General features: G+C 37.0%; 13 protein-coding genes. 12 read left to right on the top strand and 1 reads right to left on the bottom strand.

The annotated features are described in order from the left end of the window. Positions 1-78: 78 nt before the first annotated feature. The 4 genes from FCR2A7T_RS05435 to FCR2A7T_RS05420 all read left to right on the top strand — a co-directional run bounded on the left by FCR2A7T_RS05435 (position 79) and on the right by FCR2A7T_RS05420 (position 6,428). Positions 79-1,227, top strand: a complete 1,149-nt coding sequence (locus FCR2A7T_RS05435; RefSeq protein ID WP_023570284.1) for a DegT/DnrJ/EryC1/StrS family aminotransferase — start codon at positions 79-81, stop codon at positions 1,225-1,227. 3 nt (positions 1,228-1,230) lie between these two features. After that, entirely contained in the window at positions 1,231-3,195 is a 1,965-nt protein-coding gene (locus FCR2A7T_RS05430; RefSeq protein ID WP_023570283.1) for a polysaccharide biosynthesis protein, read from the top strand. A 75-nt stretch (positions 3,196-3,270) separates the two neighbouring features. Then, a complete protein-coding gene (locus FCR2A7T_RS05425) occupies positions 3,271-4,038 on the top strand; it encodes a polysaccharide biosynthesis/export family protein (RefSeq protein WP_023570282.1) in 768 nt (255 codons plus the stop codon). A 2-nt stretch (positions 4,039-4,040) separates the two neighbouring features. Beyond that, on the top strand, positions 4,041-6,428 hold the full coding sequence (locus FCR2A7T_RS05420) for a GumC family protein (RefSeq protein ID WP_023570281.1): 2,388 nt from the start codon (positions 4,041-4,043) through the stop codon (positions 6,426-6,428). A gap of 10 nt (positions 6,429-6,438) precedes the next feature. Here the strand turns inward: FCR2A7T_RS05420 and FCR2A7T_RS05415 are convergent, their stop codons facing one another. Then, entirely contained in the window at positions 6,439-7,173 is a 735-nt protein-coding gene (locus FCR2A7T_RS05415) for a tyrosine-protein phosphatase (RefSeq protein ID WP_023570280.1), read from the bottom strand. 312 nt (positions 7,174-7,485) lie between these two features. On the opposite strand from FCR2A7T_RS05415, the gene FCR2A7T_RS05410 reads away from it, so the two are divergent. The 8 genes from FCR2A7T_RS05410 to FCR2A7T_RS05375 are packed head-to-tail and all read left to right on the top strand — an operon-like array spanning position 7,486 to position 15,021. Further along, a complete protein-coding gene (locus FCR2A7T_RS05410) occupies positions 7,486-8,343 on the top strand; it encodes an ABC transporter permease (RefSeq protein WP_023570279.1) in 858 nt (285 codons plus the stop codon). Positions 8,344-8,399: 56 nt separating this feature from the next. Next, positions 8,400-9,662, top strand: a complete 1,263-nt coding sequence (locus tag FCR2A7T_RS05405) for an ABC transporter ATP-binding protein (RefSeq protein ID WP_023570278.1) — start codon at positions 8,400-8,402, stop codon at positions 9,660-9,662. 14 nt (positions 9,663-9,676) lie between these two features. Then, entirely contained in the window at positions 9,677-10,453 is a 777-nt protein-coding gene (locus FCR2A7T_RS05400; RefSeq protein ID WP_023570277.1) for an FkbM family methyltransferase, read from the top strand. A gap of 3 nt (positions 10,454-10,456) precedes the next feature. Beyond that, on the top strand, positions 10,457-11,530 hold the full coding sequence (locus FCR2A7T_RS05395; RefSeq protein WP_023570276.1) for a DegT/DnrJ/EryC1/StrS family aminotransferase: 1,074 nt from the start codon (positions 10,457-10,459) through the stop codon (positions 11,528-11,530). Further along, positions 11,527-12,174, top strand: a complete 648-nt coding sequence (locus tag FCR2A7T_RS05390; RefSeq protein WP_035117558.1) for an acetyltransferase — start codon at positions 11,527-11,529, stop codon at positions 12,172-12,174. The genes FCR2A7T_RS05395 and FCR2A7T_RS05390 overlap by 4 nt, the downstream gene beginning before the upstream one ends. A 1-nt stretch (position 12,175) precedes the next feature. Then, the gene (locus tag FCR2A7T_RS14730) at positions 12,176-13,168 is read left to right on the top strand and encodes a glycosyltransferase family 2 protein (protein WP_081709368.1); all 993 of its coding nucleotides are present in this window, start codon (positions 12,176-12,178) and stop codon (positions 13,166-13,168) included. Then, positions 13,165-14,076 carry a glycosyltransferase family 2 protein gene (locus FCR2A7T_RS05380; protein WP_051369511.1) on the top strand — a complete coding sequence of 304 codons (912 nt, stop codon included), beginning with the start codon at positions 13,165-13,167 and terminating at the stop codon, positions 14,074-14,076. Before FCR2A7T_RS14730 ends, FCR2A7T_RS05380 begins: the two co-directional genes overlap by 4 nt. A 12-nt stretch (positions 14,077-14,088) precedes the next feature. Continuing rightward, positions 14,089-15,021, top strand: a complete 933-nt coding sequence (locus tag FCR2A7T_RS05375) for a glycosyltransferase family 2 protein (protein WP_023570272.1) — start codon at positions 14,089-14,091, stop codon at positions 15,019-15,021. The last annotated feature ends 7 nt before the right edge of the window (positions 15,022-15,028 follow it).

Here is a 15,028-nt window from a genome sequence, read left to right as displayed (position 1 = left end):
GTTAAGTGATGATTACTTATAAAAGTTTCAGTACATTTGTGCGTTAGTTTCCCCAAAGCTACACTTAACTAGTTGATAATGAATAAAGAAAAAATTTGGCTTTCCTCGCCTCACATGGGCGGGAAGGAGCAAGTGTATATTCAGGAGGCCTTTGATACCAATTGGATTGCCCCTCTGGGACCAAATGTTTCCGGAATGGAATCTGATCTGGAAGACTATTTGGCTCAAGATGTTTTCGTTGGAGCATTAAGCTCCGGAACCGCGGCGATTCACTTGGGATTGATTCTTTTAGGTGTCAAATCCGGTGATGAAGTAATCTGTCAGAGCATGACTTTTTCTGCCTCTGCAAATCCAATTTTATATCAGGGCGCTACACCGGTTTTTATTGACAGTGAACCGGAAACCTGGAACATGTGTCCGGTTGCTTTGGAAGAAGCGATAACCGATCGTATTGCCAAGGGAAAGAAACCCAAAGCCATTATTGCCGTACATTTATATGGGATGCCTTTTAAAGTGGCTGAAATTGTTGCAATTGCTGAAAAATATCAAATTCCGCTTTTGGAAGACAGCGCAGAAGCATTAGGAAGTTCTTATAAAGGACAAAAATGCGGGACTTTTGGTGCTATTGGCGTGTTGTCGTTTAACGGAAATAAAATCATAACAACTTCTGGAGGTGGCGCTATTGTGGTTAAATCCAAAGAATTGAAAGAACGCGCAATATTTTTTGCCACACAGTCAAGAGATAACGCACCTCATTATCAGCATAGTGAAATAGGCTATAATTACAGAATGAGTAATATTTGTGCCGGCATCGGCAGAGGACAAATGGAAGTTTTGGATGCACACGTGGCACTTCGAAGAAAAGCGCATGTTTTTTATTCGGATTATTTTGCGGGCATAGACGGTGTCAGCGTGCTAAAAGAACCTGCTTCGGATTGGTTTTCAAATCATTGGTTGTCTGCCATTGTGATAGATGAGAAGAAAACAGGAAAATCAAGAGAAGAGTTGCGTCTGGCTTTTGAAGCTGAAAACATAGAAAGCAGACCGCTTTGGAAACCCATGCATTTGCAGCCGGTTTTTGAGCATTATCCATATTACGGAAGTGATGTCGCATCAAAGTTGTTCGAAGACGGGTTGTGCCTTCCTTCCGGATCAAATTTAACAGATGATGATTATTTACGACTTGAGAACGTTCTAGATGTTTTTTTTAAAAGTCAAAAAATATAAACGGTGAATACTAATTCGATGCTTAAGGTAAAAACGGTTTTTGAGCAGGCAATTAAAAAAGCCAGTTTTAGTTTTAATGTCAAAAATTTAAGCTATCTCCCAAGGTGGATTATATTGGCATTGGATGTTTTTATGGTTTTTTTATCGGGTTTTTTGAGTTATTTGCTGTTAAAAGGAATCGGACTCGATTTTTTGGTAAGTTCAAACGTGCCGATGATTTCGTTGCTGTATGTTTCGGTTACAGTTTTCTTCTTTTGGGTATTTAGAACCTATTCGGGAATTATTCGACATTCCACTTTTATCGATGCGGTAAAGTTGTTCATGGCGCAATCGTCTACGTTTTTGTTTTTACTGTTACTCAATACCTTTTGGAATATTTTTATTGGCGATAAATTATTCCTGAACACCCGACTTTTTATAACGGTTCTGCTTACTTTTTGCTTTTTGTTACTGTACCGGATTATCGTAAAAATGGTTTTTGAAAACTATATCAACGAGAGTAAAAACAATCAGATTACCAAAGTGTTATTATACGGAACGGGAGCGAATGCCATAGCGGTTGCCAGCGCCATACAAATGGAAAGCCCGGCCCGATTTAAAGTGGTTGGATTTATAGACAGAGCGAGCAAAAATACTTCTAAACGTATTCTGGATTTGCCTATTGTCGAACAGAATAAACCCGTGCCGGTGCTGTTACGTCATAAAGGAGCCGAAGCGCTTATCATTGCTGATGACTCTCTGACCAACGAAGAAAAATTCGATATTGTTGACGACTGTCTGGAATTCAACTTCAAAGTTTTTTCCACACCGAAAATCACCGATTTTGAAGACAAAGAAAGCATTTCCAGAAAAATTAAAAATGTCCAGATATCCGATTTGTTGGAACGCCAGCCTATTGAACTCGACAATAAAACCATATCCGGACAAATAAAAGGGAAAACGGTTCTGATAACCGGTGCCGCGGGTTCCATAGGTAGTGAAATAGCATGGCAGGTTCATGCTTTTGAGCCGGCTAAAATTATTTTGGTGGATCAGGCCGAAACGCCGTTACATCATTTAAGTATGGAGATTGACAAAACATATTCGAGTGTTTTGGTGCGTTCTGTTATCGCCGATATCCGCGATTATAAGGTTATGGAATCTGTTTTTAAAACGTATCGCCCTAATTTTGTGTATCATGCGGCGGCTTATAAACACGTTCCGTTAATGGAAGTCAATCCGGCCCAGGCAGTTTTTACAAATGTAATGGGGACTAAAAACCTTGCCGATCTTGCAGTTGCTTACAATGTGGAACGTTTCGTAATGGTTTCCACAGATAAAGCGGTTAACCCGAGCAATGTAATGGGCGCCAGTAAACGTATAGCCGAAAAATACGTTCAGTCGTTGTTTTTATATCTCAATCGATCCAGAGTGATTACCACAAAATTCATCACTACCCGTTTTGGAAATGTTTTGGGCTCGAATGGTTCTGTGGTTCCGTTGTTTACCCAACAAATTGCCAACGGTGGCCCGATAACCATAACCCATCCGGAAATCATTCGGTATTTTATGACCATTCCGGAAGCCTGTCAGTTGGTTTTGGAAGCCGGAGCCATGGGTAACGGAGGGGAAATTTTTATTTTCGATATGGGAAAACCGGTCAAAATTATTGATCTGGCAACCAAAATGATTCGTTTGGCCGGACTTCGACCGGAGAAAGATATTAAAATTCAGATTATTGGTTTGCGTCCCGGCGAGAAGTTGTATGAAGAATTGCTCAACGATTCAGCCAAGACACTGCCTACACACCATGAAAAAATCATGATTGCCCAGGATGCGTTTGATGATTATGAAATTGTAGAAGAAAAGGTAAGTCAGTTGATTTCAATCGCAAAAGGATTCCTGGTTGAGGATATCGTTCTTAAAATGAAAGAAATCGTTCCCGAATTCCGAAGCATGAATTCCACCTACGAAACATTGGATTCTTAATCAGAAACCCAACAGACTTCCCTTTTTTAAAGTCATTGCGAGAAAAAATAATTTATCTTTGCAAAAAAAGTATTTATGAGCAGTAAGCAAATAGCGGTACGATGTTTTATGATGACAGTGTTTTTAGCGGTACTATCTTGTGCCTCTCCTAAAAAAATTGTTTATCTGCAAAATGCTTCTGCGAACGCCGGTAAGAACTCCAATTCTTATGAATTATTGATTCAGCCGGACGATATGCTTCAAATAATTGTCTCTGCCGAAAATCCGGAAGTTGCTGTTCCGTACAATCTGAAATCGGCTCCTGTTGAAGGTGCTATGGGAGGACAAAGTCAGGGCGATGTTTATCTTGTTGATAAAAACGGCGAAATTGATTTTCCTCAAATCGGTAAAATAAAACTATCCGACCTTTCCTGTGCGGCGGCTAAAGAAAAAATCATAGGTCTGCTTAAAGAGCATATTACCAATCCTACCATTCAGCTTAAAATTACCAATTTTAAAATTTCTTTACTGGGAGAAGTTTCAAGTCCGGGAGTTCACAAGGTTCAGGGAGAGCGCATTACCCTTTTGGAAGCATTAAGTCTTTCCGGGGATTTAACAATCTATGGAAAAAGGAAAAATATTATGGTTATCCGGGAAAAAAACGGTGAAAAAACCATTGAAAAAGTCGATATCACCAAGGCTGATTTCATCTCTTCCCCGTATTATTATTTAGCTCAGAATGATGTGGTTTATGTGGAGCCTAATAAAACCAAAATCAACAATTCGGTCATTGGTTCGGATATCAGAACAACCTTGTCAGTCTTGTCCTTTGCTATCGGTATCATTTTAATTTTCACCAAGTAATCATGGAACAGGATTATACACCGCAAGACAGCAATACCTTTAATTCCGGGTTTAATATCAAGGAACAGCTTGACTATTATTTGAGTAACTGGAAATGGTTTCTGTTGGGGATTATAGTTTGCCTGTTAGGAGCGTATATTTATCTTCGGTATACCATTCCGCAATATAGCGCCGTTACGACATTAATGCTTCGTGATGAAAAAAAAGGAGGCGCTGATACACAAATGAATGCTTTTTCGGATTTAGCCATTTTGTCGAATATTAAAAGTAACCTCGATAATGAAATAGAAGTTCTTAAATCGAGAACCTTGATCAAAAATGCCGTAAAATCTCTAGGACTAAACGTTTCTTACATCAATGAAGGCCGAGTAAAATCGGAAGAATTATATAAAAAATCGCCTATTCAATTCAGTTTTTTAAAGTTTAACGATGGTTTTGAGCAAAGCAGTATTGTTTACAAAGTAATCAGTTCCGATAAAAACCATTATATTCTTTATGACAGGAATGAGAATAAATTGGGTGTTTATCAATATGGGCAAACGGTAACCTTAAGAGAAGGGAAAGCGATTGTTTTTGAAACCGATAAAAGGAAAAATTTCAAGGAAAATCCTTTTAAGGTAATGATTCAGATGCGTCCGGTTTCGGCTGTGGCGGGGAGTTATAAAGGACGTCTTTCGGTTAAGAAATCAGGAGACCGTACTACGATCGTGGAACTTTCAATTACGGATCCGGTAGGGGAAAGAGCGGAAGATTTTCTGAACGGACTTGTTGCGGTTTACAATCAGGACGTCGTAGCCGATAAAAACCTTGTTTTTGAAAGTACTTCAAAATTTATTAATGACCGTCTTAAGATAATTGCCGATGAACTTGACGGTGTTGAAAAAAGTACGGAAGCGTTTAAAATCAGGAATCATGTAACCGATATCAAGTCGGAAACCGATATCTTTCTTTCCAGTGCCAGTGATTTTGAGAAGAAAGAAATTGAAACCGAAACCAAGTTAAAAGTGGTTGGTGTTATGCAGGATTATCTTAGAAATGCCAATGCCAATGATTTGATTCCGGCCAATGTTCTTACCACTGATGCCAATGCGGCCGGATTGATAGACCGTTATAATCAACTGAAACTGGAACGCAACAGAATGTTGAAAAACGCCGGACCCCAAAATGCCGTGATTTTAACGTTAAATAAAAAAATAGAAGCACTGCGTTCAGACATAAACGAAGTTCTTTTACGTTTGCGCGGACAACTTGAAATTTCAAAAAGAGACTTGGCTTATCAGAATGCCGTTTTTAACGGAAAGATTTCAAAAATTCCCACACTGGAAAGAGAAGCAAGAGCTTTAGGTCGTCAGCAGCAAATTAAAGAAGCATTATACTTGTATCTTTTGCAAAAAAGAGAAGAAACCGCTATTTCGCTTGCTGTTACATCGCCTAATGCTAAGGTTGTTGATTCCGCCATTTCATCCGGTGCACCGGTATCCCCCCAAAAGAAATCCATTTATATGATGGCCTTGGCTTTGGGGGCTTTATTACCTTTTGGAATACTTTACCTGTTGCAGGTGTTGGATAATAAAGTGAAAGGACGTTCCGATGTGGAGAAAAAAATGTCGGTTCCGATTTTGGGAGATATTCCAACGTCTTATTCCAGTGAAGAAGTTATTGAAGCCAATAGTACGACCAGTGCCGCAGAGGCTATCCGAATTGCAAGGACCAACTTAGAGTTTCTGCTTAATCAGGTTCCTGAAGGAAGAGCCAAAACCATCTTTATCACTTCAACATTGCCAAAAGAAGGAAAGACATTTGTTGCCGTGAACATGGCGGGAGCAATAGCATTGTCCGGTAAAAAAGTTTTATTGATTGGGATGGATATCCGTAATCCGAAACTTGAGGATTACCTTCATTTGCCTAAACAAGGCGTTACTAATTATCTTTCCTCTAAAGATTTGGCTATCGAATCGTTAATTCATAAAATTCCGAATTACGAAGCATTTTACGTTTTGCCTTCTGGGGTGATTCCTCCTAATCCGGCAGAATTGCTTATGAGCAACAAAGTAGAGCTTATGTTTGATCAGTTAAAATCGGAATTCGATTATATTGTAGTGGATACTTCACCGGTACATTTGGTTACGGATACTTTATTAATAGCCCGTCACGCAGATTCTTTCGTGTATGTAATCCGTGCCAATTATCTGGACAAAGGATTGCTGTACATCCCATATAAGTTTTATCACGAGAAAAAACTTCCTAACATGGCGCTTCTTATCAATGATACCAATATCCGTAAAGGATATGGCTATGGGTATGGCGCTTACGGTTATGGTTATGGTGTTGAAGTTGTCAAGAAGTCTTGGTACAACCGGTTTTTAGATAAATTCAAAAAAGAGACTTAAAGCCTCTTTTTTATTTGAAAATACTATTGTTTTTCATGGCTTCCGTAACGGGAAGTACATCTTTAATTCTTATTTTTTTTGAAAAAGCATCGATGTGCATTTTATGATGTGCGTCTGATCCGGTAAAGTCAATCATTCCTTTTTTTAGTAATTTTTCTGCTGCTTCGGTTACATCCGGACCATAGTATCCCATGATGGAGAGCAGATTAAGCTGAAAAAGACAGCCGGCTTTTTTTAGTTTTTTATATTCGGCAAAGTTATGATGAAAAAAAGAATACCGTTCCGGATGAGCCAAAACGGGGGTGTAGCCGGAAAGCTGCAATTCAAACAAAATATCATACAATTGAATGGGCGGATTGAGATAGGACATTTCCACCAATATATAATTGTCTTTAATGGTTAACAGTGGTTCGGACTTAAAAAGTTTCACAAAAGAATCGTTCATCATGTATTCTGAAGCTGCTCTTAACTGCAGTTTTTGACTCAAATCCGGAGAAAGCGCTATTACTTCTTTGTGTTTTTCTTCAATGTTTTCTCGGGTGTTGTCCCAAACGTGTTCGCTGGTGTGTGGAGTTGTAATGCTTTGTGAAAAACCCATTTCCAACATCGATTGCATTAGAAAATTAGAGTCTTCTATTGTTTTTGCCCCATCGTCAATTCCGAATAGAATATGGGAATGAATGTCCACATACTGGTCGGGAATCAGATCTTTTAAAACAGGCTTGGATTTGAAAAATGATAACATGGTGCAAAGGTAAACATTTTTGTTGTTTGGATGAATTCTTCTGCAGGCTTAAGGTGGTAAGATCTTTTATAAGTTTTACTATCCAGAGGACAATCAGAAGGGAATTGTGGAGGTTACGGATTAGAGATTTACAACATTCTAATAGTATTCAATTGCTTTTAGTTTCTTAAACTTTAGTATATTTGGCCGTTGGGAATAATTAATTTTATTTAAATACCACCGTCTTAAAATTAAAGTGTCTTTAAAATAAATTCAATAATTTTTGACACATATGAACTTTTATGATTCTATTAGGATTGACGATTTTGATGTATGAAAGAATATAAGGATACTGAAGGAGAATGGGATCACGTGATACAGTCGCAAACGTCTCTTTTTGATTTGCGGCTGAATGAAGTTTGGCATTACAGGGATTTGCTTTTTCTTTTTGTAAGAAGGGATTTTGTAACCGTTTACAAGCAAACTATTTTAGGGCCACTTTGGTTTTTTATCCAGCCTATCCTTACTACAATTACGTTTACCATTATTTTTGGTAACGTTGCCCAGCTTTCAACAGACGGAGCGCCAAAATTGGTATTTTATATGGCCGGTATTACCTTGTGGAATTATTTTTCAACTTGTCTTACAGCGGTTTCAGGAGTTTTTAATGCCAATGCCGGAATCTTTGGAAAAGTGTATTTTCCACGTTTAATTATGCCATTAACAATTGTGATTTCCAATCTTATGAAGTTTGTGGTACAGTTCGTGATGTTTTTGGTATTTGTGATTTATTTTTATTTTCAGGGGGAAATACAGCCTAATTTTTGGATATTGTTGACGCCAATTGTGATAGTGTTAATGGCAGTTATTTCCATGGGGATTGGTTTAATATTGTCGTCGATGACCACCAAATATAAAGATCTTACTATGTTGATTGGGTTTGGTATTCAGTTGTTTATGTATGCTACTCCTGTAATTTATCCCAGTTCATCCATCCCTGAAGGATATCAATGGTTAATTCAGATGAATCCTTTGTCTGGGTTGTTTGATTACATGCGTTTTGCTTATCTTGGAGTTGGAGAATTCGGTTTGACCTCTTTACTCTATCCAACGGGTTTTGCTTTTATAATATTGGCGTTAGGAATTGTAGTGTTCAATAAAGTGCAGAAATCATTTATGGATACGGTTTAGGAAAAAAGGAAAAGATTAAAGGGAAAGAGAAGAGATTATTAGCGAGGATTTTTACAATGAGCAAAATAGTAATAAAAGCAGAGCATATTTCCAAACAATACCGTTTGGGGTTAGTAGGGACTGGTACCGTTAAAGATGATATGAAACGGTGGTGGTACAATCTGCGTGGAAAGGAAGATCCTTTTTTAAAGATTGGAGAAGCTAACGATCGTGCCGTAAAGGGAGAAAGTGATTATGTATGGTCTTTACGCGATGTTAATTTTGAAATTAACCAAGGGGATTCCGTTGGAATTATTGGACGTAACGGGGCCGGTAAATCTACCTTGTTAAAAATATTGAGTCAGGTTACCCAACCTACGACCGGAAAAATTTATACCAAAGGACGCATCGCTTCTTTATTGGAAGTGGGAACCGGATTTCATCCTGAAATGACGGGGCGTGAAAACATTTACCTCAATGGCGCTATTTTAGGTATGAGAAGGCATGAAATCACTCGAAAGTTTGATGAAATTGTTGCCTTTTCAGGCGTGGAACGTTATATTGATACTCCCGTAAAACGGTATTCGTCCGGGATGTATGTGCGATTGGCTTTTGCAGTAGCTGCTCATCTGGAATCGGAAATTTTGATTGTAGATGAAGTATTGGCAGTTGGTGATGCGGATTTTCAGAAAAAATGTCTGGGGAAGATGAGTGATGTCAGTAAAGGAGAAGGCAGAACGGTTCTTTTTGTAAGCCACAATATGGCTGCCGTAAAAAGTTTGTGTACTAAGGGAATTGTTTTAAAAAATGGTTCTGTTCTTTATGACGGAACAGCCGTAAGTGCTGTTTCGACCTATTTAAGTGGTGATTCGGAAAGTTTGAATCATAAAAAATTTGGTGATGAATATGAATTTAATTCTTTTAAACTGAAAGAAATATTCATAAATCCGAAAGGAAAAACCTCAAGTGAGGCTCTTGATGAGTATCAGGAATTAGAATTCAATACAAAAATACTGATTAAGGAAAACGCAGAAAGATATCATTTGACTTATGTTCTAAAGAATGATACCGGAGAGGCTTTGTTCACTTTCTCAAACACTTCTTCCTCAACAAAATTAAAAAACGGTGAAAACCATATTAAATGTTTTTTCCCAAAAGGGTTTTTAAATATTGGGAATTATTTTTTAGACTGTTATATTATTGAAGATTCTAAAAAAACAGTTTTTTATGAATCAGATATCATGAGTTTTACAATTCAGGAAGGTGAACGGGAGTTAGGTGCCTGGTTAGGGAAAGAACCCGGATTCATTAAGCCGGTTTTTAACTGGGTTCAAGTTTAAATATTTTATAAAAAATGAAAAAAAAAATTAGAAAAATAGTACATGCAGTATTAGATCCAATTGTAACGCGATTGGGGTATATGAACAAAGTTAGTCTTACAAATCAAGGAAATGAGTTTGATAAAAATAACTTGTTAGAGACCTTTTTTTTAAATTTGAAAGCGATGGGATTTATACCAAAACATATTGTTGATGTTGGTGCTAATCATGGTACCTGGACAAGAGAAACACTGAAGTATTTTCCGGATGCTTATTATACTTTACTCGAACCGCAAAAATGGCTACAGTCTTCTTTGCAGGATATTTTAGATACCAACAATAAAGTTACTTTTCACCCAGTTGGCGCAGGATCCTCATCGGGTTCTTTTAAATTTACTATTGTTGACAGAGACGACAGTTGTTCTTTCCGATATACAGAAGAAGAAGCAAAAGACAAAGGGTACGAGCAAATTGAAATTCCAATTGTAACATTGAATGAATTGGTTGGGAAAGGTAATTTGCCAACTCCGGATATAGTAAAAATAGATGCAGAAGGATTGGATGTTGAGGTTTTAAAAGGGGCAGATTCTCTTTTTGGAAAGACTGAAATATTCATGGTTGAAGCCGGAGTTTTTAATAAGGAGTTTGATAACAGCTTTTTAAACATGATTAATTTCATGGATGAAAAAGGGTATCGACTTTTTGAAATAACCGATTTAAACCGACCGTTTCAACCGCAAGTATTATGGTTGGTTGAATTGGTTTTCATAAAAAAGAACGGCATTGTCGATTCTTATAAAATTAACTGGTAGATTATGATAAACGTTACCAAAACTTTTCTTCCACCAATTGAAGAATACCAGAAACAGGTGAAACGTGCCTGGGACAATCAATGGCTTACCAATCGAGGAGAACTGGTTTTGGAGCTGGAAGAGAAACTGAAAAGCTTTTTATCGGTTTCCAACATAATTATTACCAATAACGGTACCATTCCTTTACAAATAGCACTGAAATTATTAGGTAAGCAAGGTGAGATTATTACCACGCCCTTTAGTTATGTTGCCACCACGGCTTCAATACTATGGGAAAATTGCAAACCCGTTTTTGTGGATATTGATCCGGAATATTTAACTATCGATGAAACGCAGATTGAAGTAGCTATTACCGATAAAACCACTGCTATCTTAGCTACCCATGTTTTTGGGAATCCCTGTCATCTTGAAAAGATTGAAAAGATAGCGGAAAAACATAATTTAAAGGTTATCTATGATGCTGCTCATGCTTTTGGGGTAAGCTATAACGGAAAGTCGATTTTTGACTATGGTGATGTAAGCACTTGTAGTTTTCATGCCACTAAACTTTTCCATACCGGTGAAGGAGGTGCAATGTTTGCCAATAATCCCGATTTACAACACCAACTGTTTTACAGTCATAATTTCGGACATAACGGACCATTAGCTTTTCACGGACTGGGAATTAATGGGAAAATATCTGAATTACAGGCGGCCATGGGATTGGCTGTTTTTCCTTATATGGGAAAAATACTCTCCGGACGGAAAAAAGTTGTTGATTATTATGATGATGCTCTTGATTTTTCAAAAATGAAACGTTTGAAAATTAGGGAAAATACCGATTGGAATTACAGCTATTACCCTGTAATTTTTGAAACAGAGGCTGTTTTGTTGGAAGCTCAAAAGCAGCTGAATGAAAACCAAATTTTCCCAAGACGTTATTTTTACCCTTCTTTAAATACAATTGAGTATGCTTCGGGGACCAAAATGCCGGTATCAGAAAGTATTGCTTCCCGCATATTGTGCTTGCCTTTGTATGTAGGGTTAGAAGAACATGAGTTAAAAAATATTGTAGGGATTATAAATAGATGTTTATGATAATTGTTGGAGCTAAAGGTTTTGCCAAAGAAGTGTTGGAAGTAGTACGTGAATTAGACCAATTGAAGAACTTGGTTTTTTACGATGACATATCCATAGATGCTCCGGACAGATTGTTTGGACAGTTTCCTGTTTTGCGAAATATAGAAGCGGCCAAAGAATATTTTTTAAAAACAGATTCTCGATTTACAATTGGTATTGGTAATCCGTTCTTACGAAAGAAGCTTTATGATAAATTCGAAGCAATAGGAGGCGTATTTACTTCTACAATTTCTCCTTCAGCAACCATAGGTTCTTTTGAGGTTCAAATAAATGATGGATGCAATATACTTCCGGGAGCCATTTTTTCTAATAGCACCAGTGTAGGAAAAGGCTGTCTGATTTATTATAATTCTTTAATCACACACGATTGTTGTGTTAATGATTTTGTTGAAGTTTCACCTGGTGCTACACTTTTAGGACGTTGTGAAGTTGGTTTCTATTCCCAAATCGGGGCAAATGCAACTATTTTACCCGACGTTAAAATAGGGAATAACGTTATTGTAGGGGCCGGTTCAGTAGTCACAAAAGATGTTCCAGATAATAGTTTGGTTGTCGGTGTTCCGGCAATGATTAAAAAACAATTACCTCCTTTACAATTTTAACATGAACGGAAAACCTCTCGTTAGTATATGTATGATTACCTATGGCCATGAAAATTATATTCGTGAAGCTATTGAAGGGGTTTTAATGCAACAATGTGATTTTGAAATTGAATTAGTTGTAAGCAACGATTGTTCACCGGATGCTACCCATGATGTTATTCATGAAATTTTGGAAAGCCATCCGAATGCTTATAAACTTAAGTATATAAAGCATGAAAACAATATTGGCATGATGCCTAACTTTGTTCATGCTTTGCAGGAATGTAGAGGGAAATATATTGCTCTTTGCGAAGGAGACGACTATTGGATCGACCCATTAAAACTCCAAAAACAAATTGATTTTTTAGAAGAAAATCAAGATTATGTATTGTGTTTTCATAAAGTCAAAGTCTTGCAGTCGGATGGTGTTTTGGGAGACGATTCGATAACTGAGGTTCCAGCCGAATATGAAACCATGGAGGCAATGGCGCGATACGGAAATTATATTCATACGCCATCTGTTGTATTCAGGAATTGTATTAAATCATTTCCTGAAGAATTTGAAAAAACCCCAATCGGAGACTATTTTCTCTATATGTTGTTAGCGTCACACGGTAAAATAAAACGTTTAGACGAGACCATGGCAGTTTACCGTCATGGAGTGGGTGTTTTTTCCGGGAACTCTTCAGATGTTATGCTTTATAAGTCGACAAAAACATTCGTTTTAATTGCTTCAGCTTTAAAGGATAATAAGGAAATCGCAGCTATAATGGTTTACAGGGTCTACAGGAATTTGAAATTTTATTCTTTTCAGAAGAATAATGATGAGGCAAACGTATTCCTGAAATTATTAAATGCTGAAACGGATAATCATTTTTTGAAGTATTTTCTTGAATTATACTTGCCTTTTGTTTCGGAGAATCTTATGGAAAAAAAAGGATATCAAAAAAGAAGTACTTTTAATGCCGTAAAGTATCATTTAAAAGAAATCATTAAAACAATTGTGAAAAAATGATGCTTGCGGTTGTAATTCCATATTATAATATTTCGTTTTTCGAACAAACGTTAGCATCTTTGGCTTCTCAGTCTGATAAAAGGTTTGTTGTTTACATCGGTGACGATGCAAGTCCGAATGATCCTTCAGGAGTCATTTCCGATTATAAAGCTGTTTTGGATATTCATTACGTCAGGTTTGAAAAAAACATGGGAGCTTTATCATTAGTCAAACAATGGGAACGTTGTATCAATCTGATTAATGAGGAGCAATGGATCATGATTTTAGGCGACGATGATGTTTTGGGAAATGAATGTGTAGCCGAATTTTATAAACATTTGCGAACTGTTGAAAGCGAAAAATATAATCTTATCCGTTTTGCTTCCGCTTATTCCAATCGTTCCGGTGAGAGGATTTCGGAAGTTTACCTGCATCCGAAAGTTGAAAGGGTAACCGATTCCTATTTTCGACATTTTAAAGGAGATTCAAGAAGTTCTTTGTCGGAACATATTTTTAGAAGAAAAGCTTATGAAGAAAGCCGTTTTACGGATTTTCCGCTGGCATGGCATTCCGACGATAAAGCGTGGTTAGATTTTACCAATTGTGGTTATGTTTATACCATAAATGAGGCCGTTGTTGATGTCAGAATTTCGGAATCCAGCATTTCAGGAAAATCAGATAATCTGCTGTTAAAACAAAACGCCAGATTATTGTTTATAGAAGATCTGGTTACGAAAAAACTTTCTTTTTTTAATAAGCTACAGAAAACCACATTTTTGTTGGAATATGGGGTTTTGCTTAAAAAAGCAGAAAAACTCAGTTTTAAAAAAGGATGCTATATAGGTTGTCAATTATTGAAAACAGGGGCTTTTATCCCTTTTGTAAAGTTTTTGAGAAGGTTTATTAGAGCTAAATATAAAAGTAATTAATTCATTTTTTTGATGTTTACAGTATCCGTTATAATTCCTGCTTTTAATGCAGAACGTTTTATAGAAAAAGCAGTTTTGTCTGCATTGCAGCAACAAGATGTTCTTGAGGTTGTGGTCGTTAATGACGGTAGTACCGACAATACACAGGTGATCCTTGAAAAGCTTCAGGGCGCAGATGGCAAAATTAAAATTTACCATCATGAAAATAGAATGAATAAAGGACGCTCTGCCAGCCGTAATTTGGGGATTAAGAAAGCAATTGGAAATTACATCGCGTTTTTGGATGCGGATGATTTTTATCTTCAAAACCGTTTTGATAACGATAAAAAAATCTTCAATGAAAATAAAAATGCAGAAGGAGTATATAATGCCATAGGTGTTCATTTTTACCGGGATGCGACAGTGGCAGAAAAAGAAGAACTACACTTAACAACCGTAACAGAATCCATCCGTCCTGAAGAACTTTTTGAAACTTTGCTTTCGGGTAAAAAAGGGTATTTTTCCATCGACGGATTAATCATAAAAAAAAATGTCTTTGAACGAACAGGTTACTTCTCCGAAGATTTGATTGTAGCAGAGGATACGGAATTGATTTTAAAAATGGCTTTAAAATCGGTTTTGGTTTCAGGGATTATAGATAATCCGGTAACTTTGCGCGGTGTGCATGATGAGAACAGTTTTTCAAACGAAGAGTTGTACAGGGTGTATCGTATAAAAATGTATGACGCACTTTTAAGGTGGTGCATGATGGAAAAAATAGCATTGGAGAGGGTGTCTGCGGTCTTAAAGTTACTTTGGGATTACAGACTTAGATACGGAAAAACGATTTGGGAAGATTTAGCATATTGGGCAAGGTTAGCAATACGCTATCCACAGTTTTTGGGAACAAAAATATTCCTAAAAAATTTTCCTTTAATCAGGAGAAGAAAGTTGATTTTTAAATAGTAAAAAA

It is taken from the genome of Flavobacterium cauense R2A-7 (genome assembly GCF_000498475.1).
Classification (GTDB): Bacteria; Bacteroidota; Bacteroidia; order Flavobacteriales; family Flavobacteriaceae; genus Flavobacterium; species Flavobacterium cauense.
Note: the sequence above shows the minus strand (reverse complement) of the source record. Positions and strands in the feature narration are given on the sequence as shown.

Bases quoted from the DNA above. Each gene is read 5' to 3' on its own strand.
- FCR2A7T_RS05375 (WP_023570272.1), top strand. From the start codon at position 14,089: ATGTTTACAGTATCCGTTATAATTCCTGCTTTTAATGCAGAACGTTTT.
- FCR2A7T_RS05380 (WP_051369511.1), top strand. From the start codon at position 13,165: ATGATGCTTGCGGTTGTAATTCCATATTATAATATTTCGTTTTTCGAA.
- FCR2A7T_RS05435 (WP_023570284.1), top strand. From the start codon at position 79: ATGAATAAAGAAAAAATTTGGCTTTCCTCGCCTCACATGGGCGGGAAG.
- FCR2A7T_RS05400 (WP_023570277.1), top strand. From the start codon at position 9,677: ATGAAAAAAAAAATTAGAAAAATAGTACATGCAGTATTAGATCCAATT.
- FCR2A7T_RS05420 (WP_023570281.1), top strand. From the start codon at position 4,041: ATGGAACAGGATTATACACCGCAAGACAGCAATACCTTTAATTCCGGG.
- FCR2A7T_RS05395 (WP_023570276.1), top strand. From the start codon at position 10,457: ATGATAAACGTTACCAAAACTTTTCTTCCACCAATTGAAGAATACCAG.
- FCR2A7T_RS05405 (WP_023570278.1), top strand. From the start codon at position 8,400: ATGAGCAAAATAGTAATAAAAGCAGAGCATATTTCCAAACAATACCGT.
- FCR2A7T_RS05415 (WP_023570280.1), bottom strand. From the start codon at position 7,173: ATGTTATCATTTTTCAAATCCAAGCCTGTTTTAAAAGATCTGATTCCC.
- FCR2A7T_RS05425 (WP_023570282.1), top strand. From the start codon at position 3,271: ATGAGCAGTAAGCAAATAGCGGTACGATGTTTTATGATGACAGTGTTT.
- FCR2A7T_RS14730 (WP_081709368.1), top strand. From the start codon at position 12,176: ATGAACGGAAAACCTCTCGTTAGTATATGTATGATTACCTATGGCCAT.
- FCR2A7T_RS05410 (WP_023570279.1), top strand. From the start codon at position 7,486: ATGAAAGAATATAAGGATACTGAAGGAGAATGGGATCACGTGATACAG.
- FCR2A7T_RS05390 (WP_035117558.1), top strand. From the start codon at position 11,527: ATGATAATTGTTGGAGCTAAAGGTTTTGCCAAAGAAGTGTTGGAAGTA.